Annotated in this window: 19 protein-coding genes; 9 read left to right on the forward strand and 10 right to left on the reverse strand. The window is 70.6% G+C overall.

Going from position 1 to position 22,096, the window contains the following annotated elements; translation table 11 throughout:
• Positions 1-1,659, reverse strand: a complete 1,659-nt coding sequence (locus tag DTO57_RS12795; RefSeq protein ID WP_162785770.1) for a glycosyltransferase family 2 protein — start codon at positions 1,657-1,659, stop codon at positions 1-3.
• A gap of 93 nt (positions 1,660-1,752) precedes the next feature.
• Here DTO57_RS12795 and DTO57_RS12800 point away from each other — a divergent pair, with 93 nt between their 5' ends.
• Both DTO57_RS12800 and DTO57_RS12805 read left to right on the forward strand, forming a co-directional pair.
• A complete protein-coding gene (locus DTO57_RS12800) occupies positions 1,753-2,826 on the forward strand; it encodes a glycosyltransferase (protein WP_114118616.1) in 1,074 nt (357 codons plus the stop codon).
• Between the two features lie 66 nt (positions 2,827-2,892).
• Entirely contained in the window at positions 2,893-4,668 is a 1,776-nt protein-coding gene (locus DTO57_RS12805; RefSeq protein ID WP_114118617.1) for a glycosyltransferase family 2 protein, read from the forward strand.
• A 23-nt stretch (positions 4,669-4,691) separates the two neighbouring features.
• Here the strand turns inward: DTO57_RS12805 and DTO57_RS12810 are convergent, their stop codons facing one another.
• The 6 genes from DTO57_RS12810 to DTO57_RS12835 all read right to left on the reverse strand — a co-directional run bounded on the left by DTO57_RS12810 (position 4,692) and on the right by DTO57_RS12835 (position 11,616).
• On the reverse strand, positions 4,692-5,420 hold the full coding sequence (locus tag DTO57_RS12810; protein WP_114118618.1) for a DUF4190 domain-containing protein: 729 nt from the start codon (positions 5,418-5,420) through the stop codon (positions 4,692-4,694).
• Positions 5,421-5,443: 23 nt separating this feature from the next.
• Positions 5,444-5,899 carry a DapH/DapD/GlmU-related protein gene (locus DTO57_RS12815; RefSeq protein ID WP_114118619.1) on the reverse strand — a complete coding sequence of 152 codons (456 nt, stop codon included), beginning with the start codon at positions 5,897-5,899 and terminating at the stop codon, positions 5,444-5,446.
• A gap of 4 nt (positions 5,900-5,903) precedes the next feature.
• Positions 5,904-6,893 (reverse strand): glycosyltransferase, encoded by a 990-nt coding sequence (locus tag DTO57_RS12820; protein ID WP_114118620.1) that lies wholly within the window; start codon positions 6,891-6,893, stop codon positions 5,904-5,906.
• Positions 6,890-8,800, reverse strand: coding sequence for a glycosyltransferase (locus DTO57_RS12825; RefSeq protein ID WP_114118621.1), 1,911 nt, complete (start codon positions 8,798-8,800; stop codon positions 6,890-6,892). The genes DTO57_RS12820 and DTO57_RS12825 overlap by 4 nt, the downstream gene beginning before the upstream one ends.
• 72 nt (positions 8,801-8,872) lie before the next feature.
• The gene (locus DTO57_RS12830; RefSeq protein ID WP_114118622.1) at positions 8,873-10,189 is read right to left on the reverse strand and encodes an O-antigen ligase family protein; all 1,317 of its coding nucleotides are present in this window, start codon (positions 10,187-10,189) and stop codon (positions 8,873-8,875) included.
• Positions 10,186-11,616, reverse strand: a complete 1,431-nt coding sequence (locus DTO57_RS12835; RefSeq protein ID WP_114118623.1) for an O-antigen ligase family protein — start codon at positions 11,614-11,616, stop codon at positions 10,186-10,188. Before DTO57_RS12835 ends, DTO57_RS12830 begins: the two co-directional genes overlap by 4 nt.
• A gap of 50 nt (positions 11,617-11,666) precedes the next feature.
• On the opposite strand from DTO57_RS12835, the gene manA reads away from it, so the two are divergent.
• From manA to DTO57_RS12855, 4 genes are all read left to right on the forward strand, one after another.
• A complete protein-coding gene (manA, locus tag DTO57_RS12840; protein ID WP_114118624.1) occupies positions 11,667-12,776 on the forward strand; it encodes a mannose-6-phosphate isomerase, class I in 1,110 nt (369 codons plus the stop codon).
• A gap of 138 nt (positions 12,777-12,914) precedes the next feature.
• On the forward strand, positions 12,915-13,250 hold the full coding sequence (locus DTO57_RS12845; protein ID WP_114118625.1) for a WhiB family transcriptional regulator: 336 nt from the start codon (positions 12,915-12,917) through the stop codon (positions 13,248-13,250).
• Between the two features lie 59 nt (positions 13,251-13,309).
• Positions 13,310-16,096 carry a glycosyltransferase gene (locus tag DTO57_RS12850; protein WP_114118626.1) on the forward strand — a complete coding sequence of 929 codons (2,787 nt, stop codon included), beginning with the start codon at positions 13,310-13,312 and terminating at the stop codon, positions 16,094-16,096.
• Complete coding sequence (locus DTO57_RS12855) at positions 16,093-17,481, forward strand: DUF5719 family protein (RefSeq protein ID WP_114118627.1); 1,389 nt, start codon at positions 16,093-16,095, stop codon at positions 17,479-17,481. Before DTO57_RS12850 ends, DTO57_RS12855 begins: the two co-directional genes overlap by 4 nt.
• Before the next feature lie 3 nt (positions 17,482-17,484).
• Here the strand turns inward: DTO57_RS12855 and DTO57_RS12860 are convergent, their stop codons facing one another.
• Complete coding sequence (locus DTO57_RS12860; protein WP_114118628.1) at positions 17,485-17,703, reverse strand: DUF3499 family protein; 219 nt, start codon at positions 17,701-17,703, stop codon at positions 17,485-17,487.
• A gap of 86 nt (positions 17,704-17,789) precedes the next feature.
• Between DTO57_RS12860 and DTO57_RS12865 the strand changes: the two genes are divergently transcribed.
• A complete protein-coding gene (locus tag DTO57_RS12865) occupies positions 17,790-18,248 on the forward strand; it encodes a hypothetical protein (RefSeq protein ID WP_229730585.1) in 459 nt (152 codons plus the stop codon).
• 36 nt (positions 18,249-18,284) lie between these two features.
• Here DTO57_RS12865 and DTO57_RS12870 read toward each other — a convergent pair whose 3' ends face one another.
• Entirely contained in the window at positions 18,285-19,145 is an 861-nt protein-coding gene (locus DTO57_RS12870; protein WP_114118629.1) for an RDD family protein, read from the reverse strand.
• 37 nt (positions 19,146-19,182) lie between these two features.
• On the opposite strand from DTO57_RS12870, the gene DTO57_RS12875 reads away from it, so the two are divergent.
• Positions 19,183-20,178 carry a stage II sporulation protein M gene (locus DTO57_RS12875; protein WP_114118630.1) on the forward strand — a complete coding sequence of 332 codons (996 nt, stop codon included), beginning with the start codon at positions 19,183-19,185 and terminating at the stop codon, positions 20,176-20,178.
• A gap of 1 nt (position 20,179) precedes the next feature.
• On the opposite strand, the gene DTO57_RS12880 is transcribed toward DTO57_RS12875, so the two are convergent.
• On the reverse strand, positions 20,180-20,608 hold the full coding sequence (locus DTO57_RS12880) for a Fur family transcriptional regulator (RefSeq protein ID WP_114118631.1): 429 nt from the start codon (positions 20,606-20,608) through the stop codon (positions 20,180-20,182).
• A gap of 123 nt (positions 20,609-20,731) precedes the next feature.
• Between DTO57_RS12880 and DTO57_RS12885 the strand changes: the two genes are divergently transcribed.
• Positions 20,732-22,045, forward strand: a complete 1,314-nt coding sequence (locus tag DTO57_RS12885; RefSeq protein ID WP_114118632.1) for an MFS transporter — start codon at positions 20,732-20,734, stop codon at positions 22,043-22,045.
• Positions 22,046-22,096: the final 51 nt, after the last annotated feature.

Consider the following 22,096-nt stretch of genomic DNA (forward strand, 5'->3'; position numbering starts at 1 on the left):
TTAGTTGCCGCGGAGCTTGCGGGCCACGCGGGCCGGCAGGCCGTCGAGCTTGTCGTTCACGCCGCGGGCGATGCGGCCGGCGGTGCCGCCCGTGCGGGCGTTGAGGCTGCGGGCCACGACGCGCGCGGCCGACTCCTGCACCTGCGGGCGGCGCGCCTCGCGGAGCTGCTCGCGCAGGCGCGCGACCTCCGGATCCACGCGGACGACCTTCTCGTCGAGGTGCTCGTTCTCGCGGAGGTCGGCCAGCTGGGCGGCCTCGCTCGCGTGCCACTCGAAGCCGGCGATCTGCGCGACGACGTCCTCGAGGCTGCGCTCGGCGGTGACGTACGGGCGGGCGCGCTCGACGACGGCCGAGTTCCAGATTGTGACGGCCTCGTCGTTGTCGTGGCCGGGGGTGAAGTAGCGGATGGCGCCGATCCACGGCTTGTCCATCTCGACGTACATCGCCTGCAGGCTCTCGCTCGTGACCTCGACCGTGATCGGCATGTCGATGCGGAACGGCGCGGGGAAGACGCTCTCGGGCTTCTCCTCCGCGAAGATCACGCGGTTGTCGGTGCGGAACCACTCCTTGACGAGGTAGAGCTCGTTCATCGGGTCGACGAGCATGCGGCGGCGCTCTTCATGAAGCTGCGACCACGGGCCCACGAGCACGACGTGCACGTCGGTCTGCGTGTTGTTGAGCAGGCGGTCGATCGCGGGGCGCGCGTACTTCGCGTTCTCGGGCGTGACCTCGGTCACGACCTTGAGAAGCGGCACCTCCCAGATGCGGTTGTCGGCCTTGCGGCGGTAGCGCGGGATCGCCATGCGCTGTGCGAAGTGAACGTCGTTGTGCCACGCGACCTGCACGCCCTGGCTCTGCACCGTGCCCGGGCCCATGTGGTAGCCCACGGCGTCGTGCGCGGGGATGAACACCGCGCCGGCCTGCCACAGCTGGTAGGCGATCTCGGTGTCCTCGCCGAGGTGCAGGCGCGTGTCCTGACCGAAGGTGCGGTCGTAGACGGCGCGCGTCACGGTCGCGCAGGCGCCCATGTGGGTCGAGTAGTTGCGGCCGTCAGACGTGTTGAGGTCGTCGGTGTCGCGGTAGATCTTCTTCGACCAGTGCTCGTACAGCGTCGAGCGGTCGTAGTCGTCGCCGATGGTGCCGGCCTTGACCTTGTTGTAGACCTCTTCGGGGGTGTAGTCCCACTCCTCGATGAAGGCCTTCTCGCCGATCGTCGCCGCCTCGGGGATGAAGTGGCCCCACTTGGCGTGCTGGCGCACGTTGTCGCGGAACAGGATCATGTCCGAGTCGCACCAGTAGATGATGTCGCCCGTCGTGGCCTTGATGCCGATGTCGGTCGCGTTCGAGCGGCCCCAGCCGTCGCTGACCTCGTGGATGCGGATCAGGCGGGTGTTCTTCGGGATGAACTCGCCGAGCACGACGGGCTCCTCGCCGCCGCCGTCGTCGAGCACGACGACCTCGAGCAGGTCCTCCGGGTAGTCCTGTGCCGCGAGCGACGCGAGCGTGTACTCGAGCGTCTTCGACTTGTAGGCGGGGATGATGACCGAGACGGTCATCGTCGGCTCCCAGCCCTCCGGCACGGTGCCGTCAAAAACATCTCGCCAGCGGTTGCGGGAGACAATCGTGGGCGCGGTTTTGGCAGCTGCGGCATCAGTCACGAGGGGAAGTCTAACCAGCCGACCCTTGCAGAGCCTCAGAGAACACCGCGCGCTCCATGGGGTTCGTACCCGCCACCCGATAAACTCGCCGGTATGCCCACCGCGCCTGCCGACGCACGCATCTTCACCTTTCCCGGGTGGCGTGACAATCCCTATGTGCAGATCCTGTCGCAAGACGTGATCGACCACGGCTTCGAGATCGCCGGCCGCCCCGACTTCGACGAGGCGCTCACCGAGCTCACCTCGCCCGAGCACCGCGGCATCATTCACGTGCAGTGGACGAGCCCCGTCACCGAGTGGGCCATCAACGCCAAGGACGCGCGCGTGCGCGCCGACCTCTTCCTCGACGCCCTCCACAGCGCCAAGCAGTGGGGGCGGAAGATCATCTGGACGGTGCACAACGTCCTCCCGCACGACGCGGAGTACCCGAAGACCAACCTGTACCTGCAGGAGGGCCTCGCGCGCCTCGCAGACAAGATCCACGTGATCTCGCCCGCGACGGTCGAGCTCGCCGCCGAATACTTCGCCATCCCGGCGGAGAAGGTCGTCGTCATCCCGCACTCGAGCTACGAGGGCGTCTACGGCCCCGCCGAAGACCGCGCCGCCGCGCGCGAGAAGATCGGCGCCGACCCCGCTGCGACCGCCGCGCTCTTCTTCGGGTGGATCCGCCCCTATAAGGGGCTCGAACACCTCGCCGAGGCCGCCGAGATCGCGACCCGCGGGGGAGCGGAGCTGCAGGTGCTCCTCGCCGGCCGCCCGCAGGGCGACGTCGACCACATCCTCCGGGCGCTCGACGAGGGCGCGACCCCCGTCGTGAAGTACTTGAAGCGCATCCTCCCGGAGGACGTCGCGAGCTGGTTCTCGGCCGCCGACGTGCTCGTGCTGCCATACCACGCGATCCTCAACTCCGGAAACATGTTCCTCGCGGCGACCTACGGGTTGCCGATCATCCTCCCCGACGCCCCGCACCTCGTCGGCGAGTACGGCGACCAGGCATGGATCCGCTTCTTCGATCGCGAGCGGCCCGCCGAGCACATCGCCGAGCTGCTCGCCGAGGGCTGGTACGCGGATCCCGCGGCCCGCGAGGCCGCGCTCGCCTTCGCCGCGTCCCGCCCGCCCGCCGAGATGAGCGCGCGCTTCGCGGCGCTCGTCGAGTCGCTCACGTAGGATCCTCAAACCCCGCGGGTAGCCTGAGAGCACCCGTTTCCGCGCCCTTCGATTCAGGAGTACCGAATGCGTCGTGCCCGCAGCGCCACCCCCGAGAGCGTCGTCCGCCGCCTCGACACCCCGGAGGCCGTCGAGGCGCTCGTCGGGGTCGAAGCCGCTCCCGTCTCGCCGCTGCGCATCGAGATCCCGGATCCGTCGCTGCTGCGCCACCTGGCGCTGCCGCGCAACCCCGGGCTGCGCACGACCGAGCTCGAGGTGCGCATCCAGCGCTTCGAGGCGCCCGTTCCGCGCTGGCGCGGCCGCCTCGGCCAGATCCGCCACCTCGACGGCTACGAGCTGCGCTTCGACGCCCCCGCGGGCGGCGCGACCGCGATCGTCCGCACCGCGCGCTTGACGAGCATCGCCGAGATCGCGAACGCGCTGATTCCGGTCTTCACGCCCAGCACGCCCTTCGCTGGCGCGGGCTTCCCACTCGTCGCGATCGCGGCCGGCGCGGGCGAGGGCACGCTGTCGCTCCTGCCGACGCCGACGGTCCCGCCCGTCGAGGCCATGGTCGGCCGCCTGCAGGGCGTCGGCCTCATGCGCGCCGACGTGCTGATCGGCGGCCCCGCGCGCCTCGCCGACGAGCTCGCGACGCACCACATCCCGACCGCCGAGGCGCTCCACGGATCCCCCCGCACCGAGCTTCCCGCGATCGACCTCAACGTGCACAACCCCATCGGCCGCGAGCTGCTCTTTAAGCCCTCGCGCCCCGCTCGCCGGCTCGTCCTGCTCGGCGGCCGCGCCCGCATCGTCACGATCGAGGGCGCGGGCGAGCCCATCGAGTTCGACGTGCGCCGCCCGCTGCCCGCCTCGGTCGTTCGCGCGCTGCGCGGCGTCGAGAGCATCTCGCTCGCCGGGATCCCCGAGCTCCCCGAGGGCCTGGCGGCCCGCTTCGCCGAGATCGCCGCGACCGACACGATCCTGCACTCGCTCGCCGACTCGGTCGAGATCGCGCCCGAGGCGCTCGCGCCCGAGCTCGTCGACGTCATCCGCCGCCCGTACACGCAGTCGATGGGTCTCGACCGCGAGCTGCGCCAGGTCGAGGCCCGCCGCATCGCGATGCGCGAGCACGCCGGTTACTTCCGCCTCGCCTCGGCGATCACCGCCAAGACGGGCGAGCGCTATCTGCCGAGCGTCAGCGTGATCCTCTCGACGATGCGCAGCGAGCTCATCCCCGGCGTGCTGCAGATGATGGCGAAGCAGACCTACGCGCACTTCGAGGTCATCGTCGTCGCGCACGGCGTTCCGGCGCCCTCGCTCGACAGCGTCGACCTCGAGGGGCTCGACTACACCGTCGTCGAGGTGCCGAATACGGTGCTCTTCGGCGCCGCGCTCGCCGAGGGCGTGCGCCGCTCGTCGGGCGACCTCATCACGAAGCTCGACGACGACGACTGGTACAGCGAGCACCACATCTCGGACCTCGTTCTCGCGCACCTGTACTCGCGCGCCGACGTCGTCGGCAAGACGACCGAGTACCTCTACTTCGAAGAGGTCGGCCAGACGGTGCACCGCACCTTCGCGACCGAGCGGTACCACGACCAGCTCGCGGGCGGCGCCATGCTGCTTTCGCGCTCGGCGTTCGACGCGCTCGGCGGCTGGCGCCCCACCCCGAACTCGACCGACCGCTCGGTGCTCGTGCGCGTCGAGACGCAGGGCGGCGTCGGGTACCGCGTGCAGAGCCTCGGCTACATGTACATCCGCCACGCGTCCAAGCACACGTGGGAGCGCACGGCCTCGCAGCTCGTGCAGGGCGCGTTCGAGCAGTGGCGCGGCTGGCGTTCGCCCGAGGTCGGGTACTAAATTCCCGACCCGGGCGCGGGGTCCTAAGAGATCCCGGACTCGGACAGCGCGGTCGCCGCCCAGAAGATCATGATGAGCACGACGCCCCAGAGGAGCGTCGCCGTGGCGACCGAGACGGCCGCGATCGACATGCCCTTGCCGCCGAGCTTCCTGGCGAGCGAGATGATGCCCATGATGAGGCCGGCGACCGCGAGCGGGAAGCCGATGTAGAGCAGGCTCGTCATGAAGCCCGTGATCGCGAACACGAGAGCCGTGATCGCGAGGCCCTTCGGGCGTCCGTCGGTGCGGGCCTGCGGGTAGCCGTAGGAGCCCTGGCCGTAGGGCGCGACGCCCCGCTGGTAGTCGTGGCCCGGCTGCGGCTGGCCGGCGACGGGCTGGCGGCCGAAAGCGGGCGCGGATCCCTGGCCGTACGCCGCGGGCGTCGCGTAGCCGGCCTGGCCCTGCTGCGCGCCGTACTGGCCGGCCCCGGGCTGCTGTGCCTGGCCGTACGAGGCCTGACCATAAGGCGCCTGGCCGTACTGTGTCTGCCCGTACTGCGGCTGTCCTGCCTGCGCTTGCCCGTACTGCGCGGGCGGCGCGTACGCCTGCGGCGCGGCCGCGGGGCCCTCGCCCGGCTCGGGCTGGGTGACCGCCGGCGGCGGGTTCAGCGGCACGACGGGCTCGGCGTCGTTCCAGACGTCGTCCTTGTCCGCGTCGTCCTGCCACGGGAACGTGGATCGCTGCGGGTCGTACGGGTTCGAGCTATCAGACATGGTTTCCCCCTCAGAAGGCCGGATCAGCGCCCGAGCCGCTTGACGATGCGCGCCGGCACGCCCGCGACGACGACGTCATCGGGCACGTCCTCCGTCACGACGGCGCCCGCCGCGACGACGGCACCGGATCCGATGGAGACGCCCGCGAGCACGGTCGCGCTCGCGCCGATCCAGGAGCCGTCGCCGATCGCGATCGGGTCGTGCCGCACGGCGCCGGCGCGGCGCTCGTGCGTTCCCACGTCGTGGGTGTCGGTGATGAGGCGCACGAACGGCCCCATGTTCACGCGGTCGCCGATCGTGGTGTGCGGCCGCACGTAGCAGTCGCGGTTGATGAAGACGTCGGCGCCGATCGAGATCTCGCCCGTGAACTCGCCGCCGCGGTAGATGCGGGTCGCGGATCCGATGCGGATCGTCGCGGAGGCACCGTGGTTGAAGACGACGTTGTCGTCGATCTTCGCGTCGTCGGCGATTTCCAGCATGACGCTATTGTGCCAGCGGAGCCATGATCTCGAAATTCTTGTCGCGCGAGAGTCGCCACGCGTCGCGCATTCCGCGCCACAGGTTGTTCCACCCGGTCTTCGTGACCTTGCGCTCGACGAAGCCCAGGCGGATGAGCTCCTTCGCGAACGTCGCGGCCGTGCCGACGGCGAAGGCGAACGGGCGGTAGTCGCCGTGAGCGCGGTAGTAGTGGGCCATGATGCCGCGGTTGCGCATGATGTAGTAGCGGTACGTGTCGCTCGACGCGTTGAGGTGGCGCGTGCCCATGTCCCACTGCTTGATCTCGCGCGTGCGCTGCAGCACGAACTCGTCGACGATCACGCACGGCTCGTGGCGGCTCGCCAGGTAGCCGTAGATCGTGTCGTCCCAGTAGATGAAGAACCGCGGATCCGGCAGCCCGAGCTTCTGTACGAGCGAGCGGTGGATGAACATTCCCTCGAAGCAGCCCGAGTTCATCTCGCGGTAGCCCGACTCGTCGAAGCCCGCGGGGGCGAAGGGGATCGGGATGCCGAGCGACGTCGACACGCGGTACTGCCAGTAGAACTCGGAGCCGTCGTAGTCGTAGCGGCGGCCCTGGATGTGGCGGAAGCGCGGGGTCCAGGCGCCCATGCGGGCGAGGCCGTCGGGCAGAACCTCGACGTCGTCGTCCATGAGCCAGATCCACTCGGAGCCCAGCTCGTAGGCCGTCTCCATGCCCGCGCTGAAGCCGCCCGCGCCGCCCGTGTTGGTCTCGAGGCGGCGGTAGACGAGCTCGGTGCCCAGCTGCTCGCGCAGCGACTCGACGACCTCGGTCGTGTCGTCGACCGACGCGTTGTCGATGACGACGACGCGACCCGGCTTCGGATCCATCGTGCCGATCGACGTCAGCGCGCGCGTCAGCAGGCCCGAACGGTTGAACGTGACGATGACGATCGTCGCGCTCGCCGGGTCGAAGCTCGCCGGGGTAGCGGGGGCCGGGTTTGCGGGCGCGGTCATGCCTTGGCCTCGAAATCGGTCATCCACTCATTCTCCGCTACGAGGCTCGGCAGAGCCTCACGGTACTCGCGGGCGAGCTTCGGCCACTGCTTCTTCAGCTTGCGGTGCAGGCGCATCGAGTCGAAGAGCATCTTGCGGAACGTCTCCCGGTCGCGCACGTAAATCTGCTTGCCGGATCCGTCGGCCGCCGACACGAGGGCCGAGTCGACGTGCGGCACGCGCCACCACTCGGCGTCCTCCTTGCCGAACTCCACCTCGGGCGTTTCGACGAACCGCGCCGCGGGCTTCGTCAGCAGGTGGCGGATGAGCGACTTCGCGGTGAAGAGGCGGAGGGTGAGGCCCGTCGGGTTGCCGACGTCGCCGCGCTTGCGGAGCGCGAACACCTGCCGGCCCTTGACCGAGTACAGCACCTCGTCCGGATCCTTATGCACGATCGTCTCGGGGTACTTCTTCGCGATCTTCCGCGCGAGCGGCATGCGCGTCGCGAGCGTCTTTCGCATGTGATCCGGGCCGCTCAGGATGTCGCGGAGCGCGAGGTTGCGCAGCGCCGCGGGGTAGTACTGCATCATCATGAGGTGCTTGAGGTCGACGCGCTGGCTGTGGCGCAGGAGCGTGCCGCCCTGGGGCTTCGTCGAGTGCAGGAGGCCCGCGACGATGCGGTTGCGGGCGTGGAAGTACGCCTGCCAGTCGATCGAGTCGTCCTTGCCGACCCACGACACGTGCCAGAGCGCGGCGCCCGGCAGGGTCACGGTCGGGAAGCCGCGCTCGCGGGCGCGCACCGAGTACTCGGCGTCGTCCCACTTGATGAACGCCGGCAGCGGCAGGCCCGTCTCCTTGATGACGGCCTTCGGGATGAGGCACATCCACCAGCCGTTGTAGTCGGCGTCCATGCGCATGTGCAGCAGCTGCGCCTGGCGCAGGTTCTGCTCGCGGAAGTCGTGCGGCATCTGCTCCTGGTAGAGCGTGCGCCACATGAAGGGCATCTCGTCGATGACCTCGGCCCACGCGTGCAGGCGCGGGCGATCGAGCAGGTCGAACATGTGCGCGCCGACGATGACCGGCTTCGTCGCGTAGCGGCCGAAGAGGATCGAGCGGCGGATCGACTCCGGCTCGATCTTCACGTCGTCGTCGAGGAGCTGCACGAAGTCGCTCTCGTCGCGCTTCATCGTCTCGTGCATCGCGCGGGCGAAGCCGCCGGATCCGCCGAGGTTGCGCTGCGTGATGACCTGCAGCGTCTCGCCGAGCGACGCGCTCACAGCGGGGAACGCGGGCTGCGCGTCGACGCGGTCGGTGCCCTGGTCGATGAGGAAGATGCGGTCGACGACCTCGAGCACGCCGGGGCTCTCGCTGAGCGCCTCGAGCGTCTCGACGCAGTACGTCGGCTTGTTGTAGGTCGTGATGCCGAGCGACGCCTTGCCCGTGCGGGCGGGCTCCTGCTCGGTCGACCAGGTGGCGCCATCAAGGGTCACGTCGCTGTCGCCGGCGACGATGTCGAACCAGATCCAGCCGCCGGCCGAGAACTGCGTCAGCGGGATCTCGAAGGTCGAGACCGCCTCGCCCGAGACCTCGGCGGCCTCGATGCGCTGCTGCACACCGGATCCGTTGGACCGGTACACGAGCACCGTCGCGGATCCGGAGGTGCGCACCTCGAGGGTGATCTGGCGCACCGCGGTCCAGTGCTGCCAATACGAGGCGGGGAAGGCGTTGAAGTAGCTCGCGAGCGACGTGCGCTTGCCGCCGCGGATCCGCAGCGATTGGCGCGAGAGGACGTCCGAGATGTGTGCCCCCGTCGCGACCCGCACCGGCACCGCGTCGATTGTCGACCAGGAATCGGCGTCGAAGTACAGCGGCAGCAGATCGGGGTCGCGGTCGGTGGGAAAGACCACATTCTGCAGGACGAATGCCATGGGGAGTCTCCGACTCATCTCGCGGGGTAGGGCTCCATGAGCCTACCGGCCGCGCCCTGCGTTCCGCTGGGATCAGCGCGGGCCCGACAGCTGTGGCGGCAGCGGAATCGGCGCCGTCATGTCGATCGAGGTGCGCCAGGATCGCTCCTGCCCGGCGCGAACGGCGCAGATGACGAGCAGGAACCAGCCCACGTTCGTCAGCGTGTAGCTCTCGAACACGCTCTCGACGAGCAGGACGACGAGCATGAGCGGCAGCCACGAGTAGACGACCGATCGGCGGTCGCTGCCCGCGAGCCAGGCGCGCACGAGGGCGAGCGCCGCGAACGCGCAGAAGAGTAGCAGCCCCACCCAGCCGAGCTGCATCACGACGTCGACGTAGGCGTTCAGCGCCGAGTCGTTCTCCTTCGCCACCGTGAGGTCGATGATGTTCGTCGGGAACGGGTCGCCCTCCCAGCTACCGAAGAAGCCCCACCCCGTGACGGGGCGCTGCCCGATCCACACCCGGATCGCCGACCACAGCTCGACGCGCGACGCGAAGCCCGAGCGGTTCGCGAGGAAGAGCGCGATGGGGCGGTGCAGGATCCAGAGCCCCAGGATCCCGGCGCCCGCGATCGACGCGATCACGGCGTTGAGCCGGCGGCGCGCCGCGCGCTCGGTGCGGCGGGCGAGGCTGAGCAGCAGCACCGCGAGCAGGGTGAAGGCCGCGACGACGAGGGCGGTGGGGGAGCCGGAGAACGCCGCCAGGAGCGCGGCGAGGACGATGGAGTAGACCGCGACGGGGCGCGGCACGCTCCGCGCCCGCCACTCGATGATGAAGGTCACGAGCGCGATGACGGTGACGAAGCCAAGCAGGTTGCGCGAGGCGAAGAGGCCCTGCACGGGGCCGCCATAGGCGATGAGGCCCTGCACTCCGAGGCGCGCGAGCGGCGCGTCGAAAATGATGCCCGACAGCACCTCGATCGCGAGCGACGCCGAGAGCAGCCAGCGCAGCACGTCGCCCACGGCGCGCACGATCTGCAGCGTGTCGCGGATGTGCGCGACGGTGATGGCGACGATCGTCCAGGCCGCGAGCGTCAGCCACGACGACAGCGCGCGCCCGTGCGCGCCGTCGAGCGCCCACGAGAACGAGATGAGCGCCCACGCGACGAACGCGACGAGCGACGTCGGCGCGAAGCCGATGACCGAGAGCTCGTCGCGGCGCAGCACGAGCACCGAGACGCCGAGAACCACGAGCCCCGTGACGATGGTCGCGAGCGTCGTGGTGCCGGCGACGCGGCCGACCGCGGTCGAGAGGAACGCCGCGGCGATCGCCGTGAGGGCGTAGGCGCGTGCGAACGCGGCCGACCGCAGGAGGTCGGGCAGCGACGTCGGCACCCGCATCGCGCTCATACGGGCGAACCGATCTCCGCATCGCGATCGGGGAACGTGACGGCGGGCGCGAAGCGTAGCTTCGCGATGAACATCGTGACGAGCATCCAGCCCCACAGCATCATGGGGTTCGACTCGGTGAGCCCCTGCGTGAGCAGGGCCCACAGGATGAGGAGCGGAACGAGAGAGAGCGGCGAGAAGGGCGAGGGTCCCGTGGCGTCGAGGCGCGGGGCGTCGACGGCGAAGAACCACGCGCGCCACACGGCCGAGCCGTAGACGAAGGCGAGCACGACGACGCCGAGCGCGCCGAGCTGCAGAAAGGCGTCGAGCCACATGTTGTGGGCCTCAAACACCGTGATGTCGTGGTCGACGATCCAGCCGTCGAACGCCGGATCCCACGGCACCCACGGCGACGAGAAGCCGTTGCCGAAGACGGGCCGCTCGGACGCGCGCTCGAACACGGCCGACCAGATGTCGCCGCGGCCCGTGAGCCCGTTCGAGCGGCCGAGGAGGCCCGAGATGCGGTCGAAGGCGAGGAGGCCGACGGCGACCCCGGCGACCGCGACGGCCGAGAACACGAGGTAGGCGTTACGGCGCCCGCGTGCGGTGCGCGAGCGGCGCACGACGAGGGCGACGCAGGCGATGCCCGCGACGACCACCAGCGCGACGAACGTCGTCGCGGATCCGGCGCGCACGAACATCCAGGCCGCCAGCGCCACCCAGAGCGACCGCTCGACGATCTTCGTGACGGTGACGCGGCCCTTCACTCCGACCCAGAGCCGCACCGAGAACACGATGATCGCGAGCAGCATGAGCATGCCGAGCAGGTTGGAGTTACCGACGACGCCCTGGATGCGGTCGCCCACGAGGAACGAGTCGAAGATGTTGCCGCGCACCCAGTACCAGTGCGGATCCGGCGCGCCCTCGTACTCGGTCGCGAAGAAGTTCGGCATGATCGGGTGCCGCACGACGAGCGCCACCCACGCCTCGAACACGAACGAGCCGCCGACGATCCACCGCAGCGCGACCTCGATGCACCGCACGATGTCTGACCACGAGAGCATGTCGGCGAAAAAGATGCCCTGCATCGTGAAGCCCGCGAGCACGCCCGCCGTCATGATGCTCGCGGTGGGCCACGCCGACCACAGCGTCGAGCAGAAGGCGAGCGCGACGTAGACGAGCGCGATCCACGGCAGGCGCTCCCAGCGCAGGCGGCGCGACGCCGAGCGGCGCACGAGGCTCGGGATCCAGATCGCGAGCGTCGCGAGGATGAGGCCGCCGATGAGGGCCGCGGCGCCCGCGGCGCCCAGGAGGTTGAACCACCAGGAGTAGGCGAGCGCGCTCACCATGATGAAGATCGAGTAGGCGCGGAGCGCCTGGTGCGCAGAGCGCTCCCGCTCCGGTGCCCGGACGCGGTCTGTCACGGGGTACTTCGTCGCCTGCGCCATACCCCTAAGCCTAAGAGGTGGACGCCCCCGGTATCTCCTAGGCTGGGGTCATGCTTCTCGGCCTCACTAATGCACCGCGTCCGTTCGACTGGGGATCCACGACCCTCATCGCTCATCTCGAGGGCCGCCCCGAGGCGCCCGCGCCCGAGGCGGAGGTGTGGTTCGGTGACCACCCGTCGGATCCGGCCGACGCCGTCGACGGCCGCTCGCTCGATGCACACCTCGGCGACGCGAAGCTACCGTACCTCCTGAAGATCCTCGCCGCGACGAAGTCGCTGTCGATCCAGGCGCACCCGACGCGCGAGCAGGCGATCGAAGGCTTCGCCGCCGAGCGCTCGCTGCCCGAGGGCGCGCCCCACAACTACGCCGACGACAACCACAAGCCCGAGATGATCGTGGCTCTGAGTGACGAGTTCGTCGCGCTGTGCGGCCTCCGCGAGGTCGAGGCGACCCGCCGCCTGCTCGAGGGCCTCGGATCCGCCGCGCAGCCCCTGCTCGAGCGTGTCACCGACGACGACTCGCTCGCCGAGTCGGTCGGCTGGCTGCTGTCGGGCGACGCGCAGGACGTCGTCGATGCCGTCATCGCCGCGCTTGAGGGCGCGAGCTCGGACGAGTTCGACGCCGAGATCGCGAACGCGCGCCGCAACGCCGAGCAGTTCCCCGGCGACCCCGGCGTCGTCGTGGGCCTGCTCATGAACCTCATGACGCTCGGCCCGGGGGAGGCGCTCTTCCTTCGCGCGGGCCAGCTGCACGCCTACCAGTCGGGCCTCGGAATCGAGATCATGGCGGCGAGCGACAACGTGATGCGCGGCGGTCTCACGCCCAAGCACATCGACGTTTCCGAGCTCATGCACGTGCTCGAGCGCGTCTCGGGCCCCGTCGCTCTCGTCGAGCCGACGCGGGTGTCCGACGGCGTGTCCGAGTACCCCGTGCCGGTTGACGACTTCCGTTTGTGGCGTGGCGTGTCGAGTCTCGACGGTGTAACGATTGAGCCGCTTCTGCCGGCGATTCTGCTGTGCACGAGCGGCGCGATCGAGGTGCGCGGGGCCGAGGAGTCCATCGAACTTAAGCCCGGTCAGGCCGTGTTTATTTCGGGTGACGAATCGGCCATCACCGTCGTTGGAGAGGGTGACTTTTTCGTCGCTCAGCCCGGCGCCTGAGACACGCCGCGCCGGCGCAAACCTTCAAGAGGCGCATGAACCATCTACGATCTGCGACTTGATATTCGCGAATCACACAGGTGTAATTACCCAGGTAGGGCGTTCGCGCGAACGTCATACCTAAGGGGGAGGGACACCATGACCGCATCGCAGTATCAGACAGAGGCGCCGGCCGACTGGTTCGTCGATCCTGCCGAACTCGGCGTACCCGGGGTTGTCGCGCCAGAGCCGGCCGAAGAGGGCCTGCTCGGATGGCAGAGCGAGGCGCTGTGCGCCCAGACTGATCCCGAGGCATTCTTTCCGGAGAAGGGCGGCTCGACGCGAGACGCCAAGCGCATCTGCGAGTCGTGCGATGTGCGCGCGCAGTGCCTCGAGTACGCGCTCGCCAACGACGAGCGTTTCGGCATTTGGGGCGGCCTGTCGGAGCGAGAGCGACGCAAGCTCAAGAAGGAGCTGCAGCAGCAGACCGCCTGAGCATTCGGAGCGTGTCAGTGAGCGGGTGCATGGGTAGCCCGGCTTAGGCTGGGCAGGTCATGCCCGCGCCAGTTCATGCAGTGCTCGTCGCCCGCTCGTCCACCGCGGCAGCGGCTCGGCTTGAGCGAGCCCTCGACGCCATCCGTGCCCAGTCACAGTCCGTCGCCTCTCTGACGATCGTCGTTCGCGGCGATCCCGCACCGCTTCACGCCGCCGCCGAGGCGGCCCGCGCGAACCGCGTTATCGCTTCCCCCGAGCGGACGGGCTTCGCCGGCGCGGTCGAGTTGGCGTTCGCGCACCTGCCCGAGGGGCACGTGTGGCTGCTCGACGACGACTCCGTTCCTGAGGCGGGCACGCTCGCGAAGCTCGCCTCGGCGCTCGAGCGCCAGCCGTCGGTCGCGATCGCCGCGCCGAAGGTCGTGAGGGCGGGAGATCGACGCCGCATCGCGTCGTTCGGCGTGACGATGACGTCGACGGGCCGCACCGTCGAGCTCGCGCAGGGCGAGTACGACCAGGGCCAGCACGACCGCGACGACGACGTGCTCGGCGCCGACATTCGCGGCATGCTGCTGCGCGCCGACGTCGCGTCGGCGCTCGTGCCCGACCGCGCCATGCTCGGCGCTGACGAGGGCCTCGACATGGGCGTGCGCGCCCGCCTCGGCGGCCGCCGCGTGAGCCTCGTGCCCGACGCGCGCATCGCCGTCTGGCCGCCGCGCCAGACGCCCCAGCGCCTCGCCTATACCCGCCGCGTCGCGCAGCTTCACCGCCGCCTCGCCTACGCCTCGCCGCTCTCGGTCGCGTTCAAGTGGCTCGGCCTCCTGCCGCTCGCGGTCTGGGCGACCGTGCTCGCGCTGCTCGCGAAGCGCCCCGGGCGCGTGGCTCCCGAGTGGATGGCGACGTTCACGGTGCTCGTGCGCCTCGGCGCGGTCGCGCGCTCGCGCCGGCGCCTGCGCGCCTTCCGCTCCGGATCCTGGTCGCAGGTCGACGCCCTGCGCCTCGGCCCCGCGCAGATGCGCGAGCGCCAGCAGGCGTCCGACGACCCGCGCCGCGACAACCCCGACAAGCTCGAGTTCTTCTCGGGCGGCGGGGCCTGGGCGGTTCTCGCGGGCCTCGTCGTGAGCGTCGCGGCGTTCATCGCCCTGCTCACCTGGCCCGCCATGGGTGGCGGCGCGTTCCTGCCGCTACGGCAGAGTGTCGCCGACCTCTGGCGCGACGCCCTCTGGGGCGTGCGCCCCGAGGGGCTCGCGGAGGTGGGTCCGGCGGATCCGTTCTCGACCGTCGTCGCACTGCTCGGTACCCTCTGGCCCGTCGCCCCGAGCTTCGTGCTCGTGCTGCTGTGGCTGCTCGCGACGCCCCTCTCGATCCTCGGCGCGTGGTTCGCCGCGACGCGCATCACGGCCCGCCCATCGGCGCGCATCGCGCTCGCCGTGCTGTGGGGCTTCGCCCCGCCGCTCTGGGACGCCCTCGCGCAGGGCCGCCCCGCCGCCGTCATCGCCCACGTGCTACTGCCATGGCTTCTCTTCGCCGGCATCGCCGCCCACCGCTCCTGGACCACGGCGGGCGCCGCGTCGATCCTGCTCGCCGGCGTGCTCGCCTGCGCGCCCTCGCTCGCGCCGGTCCTCGGCCTCGTGTGGCTCATCGGCCTGATCGTCGCGATCAGCGCCCGCCGACGCCGCATCGCGCACGTCGTCTGGGTCATCGTGCCCTCGATCGTGATGTTCTGGCCCCTCGCGGCGCGCCAGATCTCGCGCGGCACGCCCTGGGCGCTGTTCGCCGACCCCGACGCCGCCGACTTCGCCCACGGATCCGCCGCGGCCGTCGCTGGCGGGGTGCTCAACCCGGCCTCGTGGGCCACGCTCTTCGCCGATCTCGGCCTCGAGTGGACAGCCGTGTGGTGGGCGCCCATCCTGCTCGCCCCCATCGCGCTGCTCGCGCTCTTCGCCCCGAGCACCCGCAAGACCTGGCTCGCCGTCGTCTCGCTCGCGGTCGCGGCCGCGGGCATCGCGACGGCCGTGATCGACCTGGGATCGCGCCTGTCGCTCGTCGACGGCGTGCGCGTCGCCGTGTGGCCCGGATCCGCCCTCAGCGTCGCCTGGCTCGGCGCGATCGTCGCCTGCGCCATCGCGATCGACGGCGTGCGCCGTGGCCGCCGGGCGCTCGCCGCGATCGTCATCGCCTGCGCGGCGCTCGCGATCGTGCCGCAGGCGACGTCGCTGCACCGCGGCGACACGACCCTGTACTCCGGAAGCGACACGACGCTGCCGGCCTACGTCTCGGCGCAGGCGCGCGCCGACGGCGAGGTCAGCACGCTGATCCTCACCCCGCTCGCCGACGGCAGCGTCGAGGCGAAGGTCGTGTGGGGCACGAGCGAGACCCTCGGCGGGGCCTCGACCCTCGAGGGCACCGCAGTCGAGGTCAGCGACGACGACGTGGCGATCTCGCAGCTCGCCGGCGCCATCGTCTCGGGTAGCTCGTCGACCGTCATCGACGATGTGCGGGCGGCCGGCATCACCTTCGTCCTCCTGCGCGAGCAGGCCTCGCCCGGCGCCGAGCAGCGCGTCATGGCGCTCACGGCCCAGGCCTCGATGGACCAGCGTGCGGGCTTCGCGCGCGTCGGCGAGACGCCGCGCGGCGTGCTCTGGAGCGTCGAGGACGACCCCTCGCCGCGCACGGGCATGAGCGCCGCCGAGACGACGACCGCGTGGGCCGTCGGCATCAGCCAGGGCATCGCCCTGCTCGTCGCCCTGCTGCTCGCGATCCCCACCCGCCGCACGCGCGACGAGGCCCGGCAGAAGCCGCGCCTCATTGGCGTGTCGACCGAATCGCGAGAGGAGCGCACGCGATGAGCACGCGCACGATCGTCCGCACCGCCCTCGGCAGCGTCGTCGGCCTCGCCCTCGCGGGGACCGCGGTGCTCGCCGGCACCGGCACCCTCCCGGGCCTCACGCCCGCCTCGTGGGGCGGATCCGCCGACGCGCCGCACGTGAGCGTCACGCCGCCGCCCGCCGAGACGGTTCTCGCCTGCGACGGCCCGCTCGTCGGCCTCGGCCTCGACGCGACCGACGCCTCGGCGCTCGCGAACATCGGCAGCCTCGACCTGACGGTCGGCAACGGCAACGGCTCGGAGCCCGAGCGCAGCGACGACCTCGACCTCGAGGGCGTCGGCTCCGCGACGATCCTCACCCAGCAGCCCGATGGTGACGAGCCGGTCGCGGTCGCGGGCGCCGGATCCGTCATGCTCGACGACGTCAACACGGTCGGCTACGCGATCTCGTCGTGCCGGCCCGGCGCGCCCGAGGCGTGGATCGCCGGCGCGAGCGGCCAGACGGGCGTCAGCGACGTCATCATCATCGGCAACGCCTCCGACGTGCCGGCGACGGTGTCGCTCGAGGTCTACGGCGTCGAGGGCCGCACCGTGCCCGCCGGCGGCGAGTTCGCCGTGCCGGCTCACGGCCAGCGCGCCGTGCCGGTGGCCGGCATCGCGGGCGGCGAGCAGAACCCCGTGATCCGGGTGACGAGCCGCAACGCGCCCGTGCGCGTGACGCTGCAGTCGACCACGACCTCCGGCCTCACGCCGCAGGGGTTCGACCTCGAAGAGTCGACGCTGCCGATGACGACCGCGGTCGTGCCGCGCGTGCGCGTCACGCGCTCGACCGCGGGTGCCGGATCCGCAGCGACGACCGCGCAGCTCACGGCGACGACGAGCGCCGGCGGCACCGCCAACGTCGCCGTCGTCGACGAGGCGACCGGCGAGGTCGTCGCCGAGGCGAACGTCGAGATGGTCCCCGAGATCCCCGTGAGCGCCGCCTTCGACGAGCTGCCCGAGGGCAGCTATGCCGTGCGCATGACGAGCGACGTGCCCTTCGTGTCGGCGGTTCGCCAGAGTGCAGGCAACGACTACGCCTGGTACACGCCCGGCGAGCCGCTGACGGGCGAGTCGATCGTCGCGGCGCCCGCCGGAAACGGCGGCAAGATCGCGCTCAGCTTCGCCTCGCTGGGCGACGACGCGACCGTCACGCTCACGCCCGTGAACGTCGGGGACGCCGTGAGCGAGAACCTCGCCGCCGGGCGCTCGACGACCATCGTGGTCGACGACCAGCAGACCTACCGGGTCACGATCGAGGGCGGTGCCGTCGTCGGCGCCGCCGGCACGAGCGACGATGGCCGCATCGGCAGCTTCTCGATCGCGCCCGACCCGGCGACGCCGGATCCGGTCGTCGTCACGCCGTAGCGCCTACGCCGCGGGATCCGTGCGGAACGACGCGTGCCGCAGCACCGTCCACCCCGCCGGCACCGAGAGGCGGTCGGCGTGCATCGCGCAGAGGTCGTGCGCGTGCGGGTCGTCGCCCGCGCCCAGCGGGCCGAGCGCGACCATTCGGCCGTCGTAGTCGAAGGTGAGCGTCGCGACCGCCTCGCGGCTACACGACACCTTCGAGCAGATTCGTTCCGTCACGACTCCGAGCCTACGAGGCCGCGCCTGGCGCTCGCCGGTACGGCGCGGGTTATGCCCACGATCACCGGCGGCCCTACAGTGAAGGTATGAAGTGGTCGTCTCGCTCGCGCCGTGAGCGGCAGGAAGAGCCGAAGCCCCGCAGCGCCCGCCACGGCAGGCATGGCCGCGTCGGGCGCAGCGCGCTGACGAAGCCGCCGCTGCCGGCGATCGGCTCGCGCCACGACCGCTTTAACCTGGTCTTCCTCGCGGCAGTCGACATGCTGCGCACCGAGTGGCCCGAGCTCAAGGGCGTGCGCTTCGAGCTCGGCTCGCTGCCCGTCGGCGACACGGGGGAGCGCATGCCCCGCTGGACCGTCGACCGCGCAAACGATCTCATCGTCGTGCACCGCATCGTCGTCGAGCGGCTCGACAAGGCCCACGGCCAGCCGCTCAACCGCGCCGACGAGTTCCACCGCCGTCTGCTCATCGAGAACGCCGTCTTCGGCGCGGCGGCCGAATACCTCGGGCGCGATCCCTACGATCTTGGGGCCGACCCGTTCCACTGAGGCTCGACGCCGCTTCGGCGCGCCTGGCCGCGTGGGCTAGGACTCGGGGCCGCCGCGCCGCGGCTGGGGCGCGCCCGTGAACGGATCCTGCCCCGCGAAGATCTCGGCCCGCTCGCGCTCCGCGCGCAGCATGCGGCCCTCCCGCTCGCGGCGCACCGCCGCGACGCCCTGGAGGAGCAGCTCGGGTGCGACATCGGGGATCGGCGTGACGTACGGCGCGACGTCGCCCGCGAGCTCCGCCGCGATGCGTGCGCGGACGGCGGGGGAGAGCCCACCGGATCCGGACGCGAAGCGCGTCACCTGCGCGTCGAGGCGCGCGGGGAGGCGCGCGACGTCGGCGACCCGCGCCCAGCCGGCGAGCGGATCCGGCACGCCGGGCGACGGAACCGGGAGCCGGGTGCGGCGCGCCCGCTCGCTGTACGTGCCCGCCATGAGATCGCCCAGCCGCTGCGCGCGCGGGGTGAACATGCCGACGATGAGGGCGAGGCCGCCGAAGGTCATATAGACCTCGAGCACGCCGAGCAGGCCGCGGATGAATGCATGGCGGAAGCCGATGGCGCCGCCGTCGCTGCGCACGATGCGGCCGCCCGCCGCGAGCTTGCCGAGGCTACGGCCGCCCGTGAGGGTCTCGACCGTGATCGGCACGACCGCGAAGCAGACGACGAGGGCGATGATCGCGAAGATTTGGTAGGTGCCGGCGTCGAGCACGCCCGCGTCGACGAGCGAGCCGGCCCCGAACACCGCGAGCGCGAGGTAGACGATCCAGCCGAGCACCGCGTCGATGAGCCCGCCGAGCAGGCGAAGCCCGAGGCCGAGCGGCTGCCGGTCGAGCGCGACCGCCTCGCCCGTGAGGATCTCGTCTTCGGCTACGAGCGCGCGCGGGCCGGAGATCGTCATGCTCCCAGTTAACCAGAGAGCAATTAGGCTGGACGCGATGAATCTCGACGCGATGGTTGACGAACGGCGGGCCGAGTGGGATCGCCTCGACGCCCTCGCGCGCAGCGCCCACCTGACGGGCGCCGAGACCGACGAGTTCGTGCACCTGTACCGCGCCGCATCCGCAGACCTCGCGAGCATCAAGACCTCCGTCGGCCGCTCGCCCGTCGCCGATCACCTCTCGGGCGTCCTTTCCCGCGCGCGGCTCAAGCTCACGGGCGCGCCCGATAACGTCCTCCGGCAGGTGCCGCGGTTCTTCGCGCGGCAGCTGCCCGCGGCGCTGTACCGGATCCGCTGGCTGACCCTCGCGGTCACGGGCGCCTTCCTCGCGATCGCGGTGCTCATCGCATGGTGGCTACAGCAGGATCCGGCGTATATGGCGACGCTCGGCGACGAGACCTCTCTCAAGAACTACGCCGAGAACGAGTTCGCCGACTACTACAGCGACCACCCCGAGTCGGTGTTCGCGGGCATGGTGTGGTCGAACAACGCCTGGATCGCCGCGCAGACGATCATGTTCGGCATCACCGGCATCTGGCCCGTCTACGCGATCATGCAAAACTCCGTCGGTCTCGGCACGTCGGCCGCCGTCATGAACTGGTACGGCCACGGCGACGACTTCATCCTGCTGATCCTGCCGCACGGCCTGCTCGAGATGACGAGCATCTTCGTCGCGGGCGCCGCGGGGCTGCGCATCTTCTGGGCGTGGATCGCACCGGGCGCGCGCACGCGCGGCGCCGCGCTCGCAGTCGAGGGGAGGGCGCTCGCGACGGTCGTCGTGGGGCTCATCCTGTCGCTCGCCGTCTCGGGCGTGATCGAGGGCTTCGTCACGCGGCAGGACTGGGCGCCCACGCTCAAGATCGGCATCGGCGCGGTCGCGCTCGCGGCCTTTCTCTTCTACATGCTCGTCATCGGCGGGCGCGCGGCGCGCGATGGCGAGACGGGCGACCTGACGGAGTACGAGGCCGGCACCGAGCGCCTCGTGGCGGGCTGAGCTACTCGCAGTCTTCGCAGATGCCGCGGAAGGTGACGGCGGCCTCGACGATGCGCATGCCGTGGGCGTCGCTCGGCGTGAGGCAGGGGGCCGCGCCCACGACGCACTCGACGTCTTCGACCCGGCCACACACGATGCACTGCACGTGGTGATGGTTATCGCCGCGCGCAAGCTCGTAGAGCGCGCTCGACGCGCCGGGAAGGCTCACGCGCTGCGCGACGTGCGCCGTCGTGAAGTCGTTGACGATGCCGTGCACCGTCTGCAGGGCGATGCCGGGGATCTCGCGCTGCACGCTCTCGTGCAGCTCGTCGACGGCGGCGTGCGCGGTCTGCGAGAGCGCCTCGAGCACGGCCACGCGCTGGGCGGTGACCCGGAGCCCGGCGCCGCGAAGCCGCGTCGGAGCGTCGACGGGAGCGTGCGTGTGGGCCATGCACCCCATTCTAGCTTGTTCTGAATGATTCGGATCTGGGATCGATTTGTCAACGGCTGTCGAGGAGAGTATCGTGATGGGAAAGCGTTTACCCACGCGATCGACGACGATTCAAGGAACACAATGACGTCAACCGCATCACCGAGCACACCCTCGACGACGAAGAAGGGCCAGGGAGGCCGCGCCGCGCTGAGCGGATGGCTCGGCAGTACCCTCGAGTACTACGACTTTTCGATCTATGCGTCCGCCGCGGCGCTCGTCTTCCCGACGGTGTTCTTCCCGTCGGCCGACCCCGCGATCGCGATCATCGCGTCGCTCGCGACCTACGGCGTCGGCTACGTCGCCCGCCCCCTCGGCGCCTTCGTGCTCGGCCACTTCGGCGACCGCCACGGCCGCAAGAAGCTGCTCGTCTTCGCGATGCTGCTCATGGGCATCTCGACCTTCCTCGTGGGTTGCCTGCCCAGCTACTCGCAGGTGGGCATGCTCGCCCCGGCGCTCCTCGTCGTGCTGCGCCTCGTCCAGGGCTTCGCCGTCTCCGGCGAGCTGGGCGGCGCGACGACGATGATCGCCGAGCACGCCGATAAGAACAAGCGCGGCCTGCTCATGAGCTTCGCGCTGCAGGGCACGCAGTTCGGTAGCATCCTCGCCCAGGCGAGCTTCATCCCGCTGTCGCACTTCCTCTCGCACGATGACCTCATCGCGTGGGGCTGGCGCATCCCGTTCTTCCTCAGCGCGATCGTCGTGGTCGTCGCCCTCGTCATCCGCTCGAAGCTCGACGAGACCCCCGTCTTCACCGACAAGGCGGCGGCGAAGACCACGATGCCGATCGTGCAGCTGTTCCGCACCTCGGGCGGCCCGCTCTTCCGTGCGATCGTCATGGGCATGGCCAACGTCATCGGCACGACGGTCGTTGTCTTCGGCACGACCTTCGCGACGCAGGAGGCCTACGGCGTCAAGATGGACGCCGACGTCTACCTGTGGATCCCCGTCATCGCGAACATCGCGGCGATCATCCTCATCCCGGTCTTCGGCATGCTCTCCGACAAGATCGGCCGCCGCCCGTTCCTCATCTTCGGCCCGCTCGTCGGCGGCCTCGTCGCCGTGCCGTACCTGTTCGTCGTCGAGGCGCACAACATCGGCCTGACGATCGTGCTCGCGATCCTGAGCTTCGGCATCATGTACCAGATGTTCAACGCGACCTACGCGAGCTTCTTCCAGGAGATGTTCCCGACCGAGACCCGCGTCACGGGCTTCGCGCTCTCGCAGAACATCGCCCTGTTCATCACGGGCCTCATGCCGTCGCTGTTCGCGATCATCGCCCCGCCGTCGAGCGGCAACGTGCCGCTCACGATCGGCCTCGTCACCTGCGTGCTGTGCGTCGCCTCGTCGGCCGCCGCGTTCTTCTCGAAGGAGACGGCCAACTCGGACATCGCGTAACGCGTCGTCTACCGCGAGGGCCGGGTCACGTTATCGTGGCCCGGCCCTCGC

Origin of the sequence: Microbacterium sorbitolivorans, assembly GCF_003327285.1 — a bacterium.
In the GTDB taxonomy this organism is placed as follows: domain Bacteria; phylum Actinomycetota; class Actinomycetes; order Actinomycetales; family Microbacteriaceae; genus Microbacterium; species Microbacterium sorbitolivorans.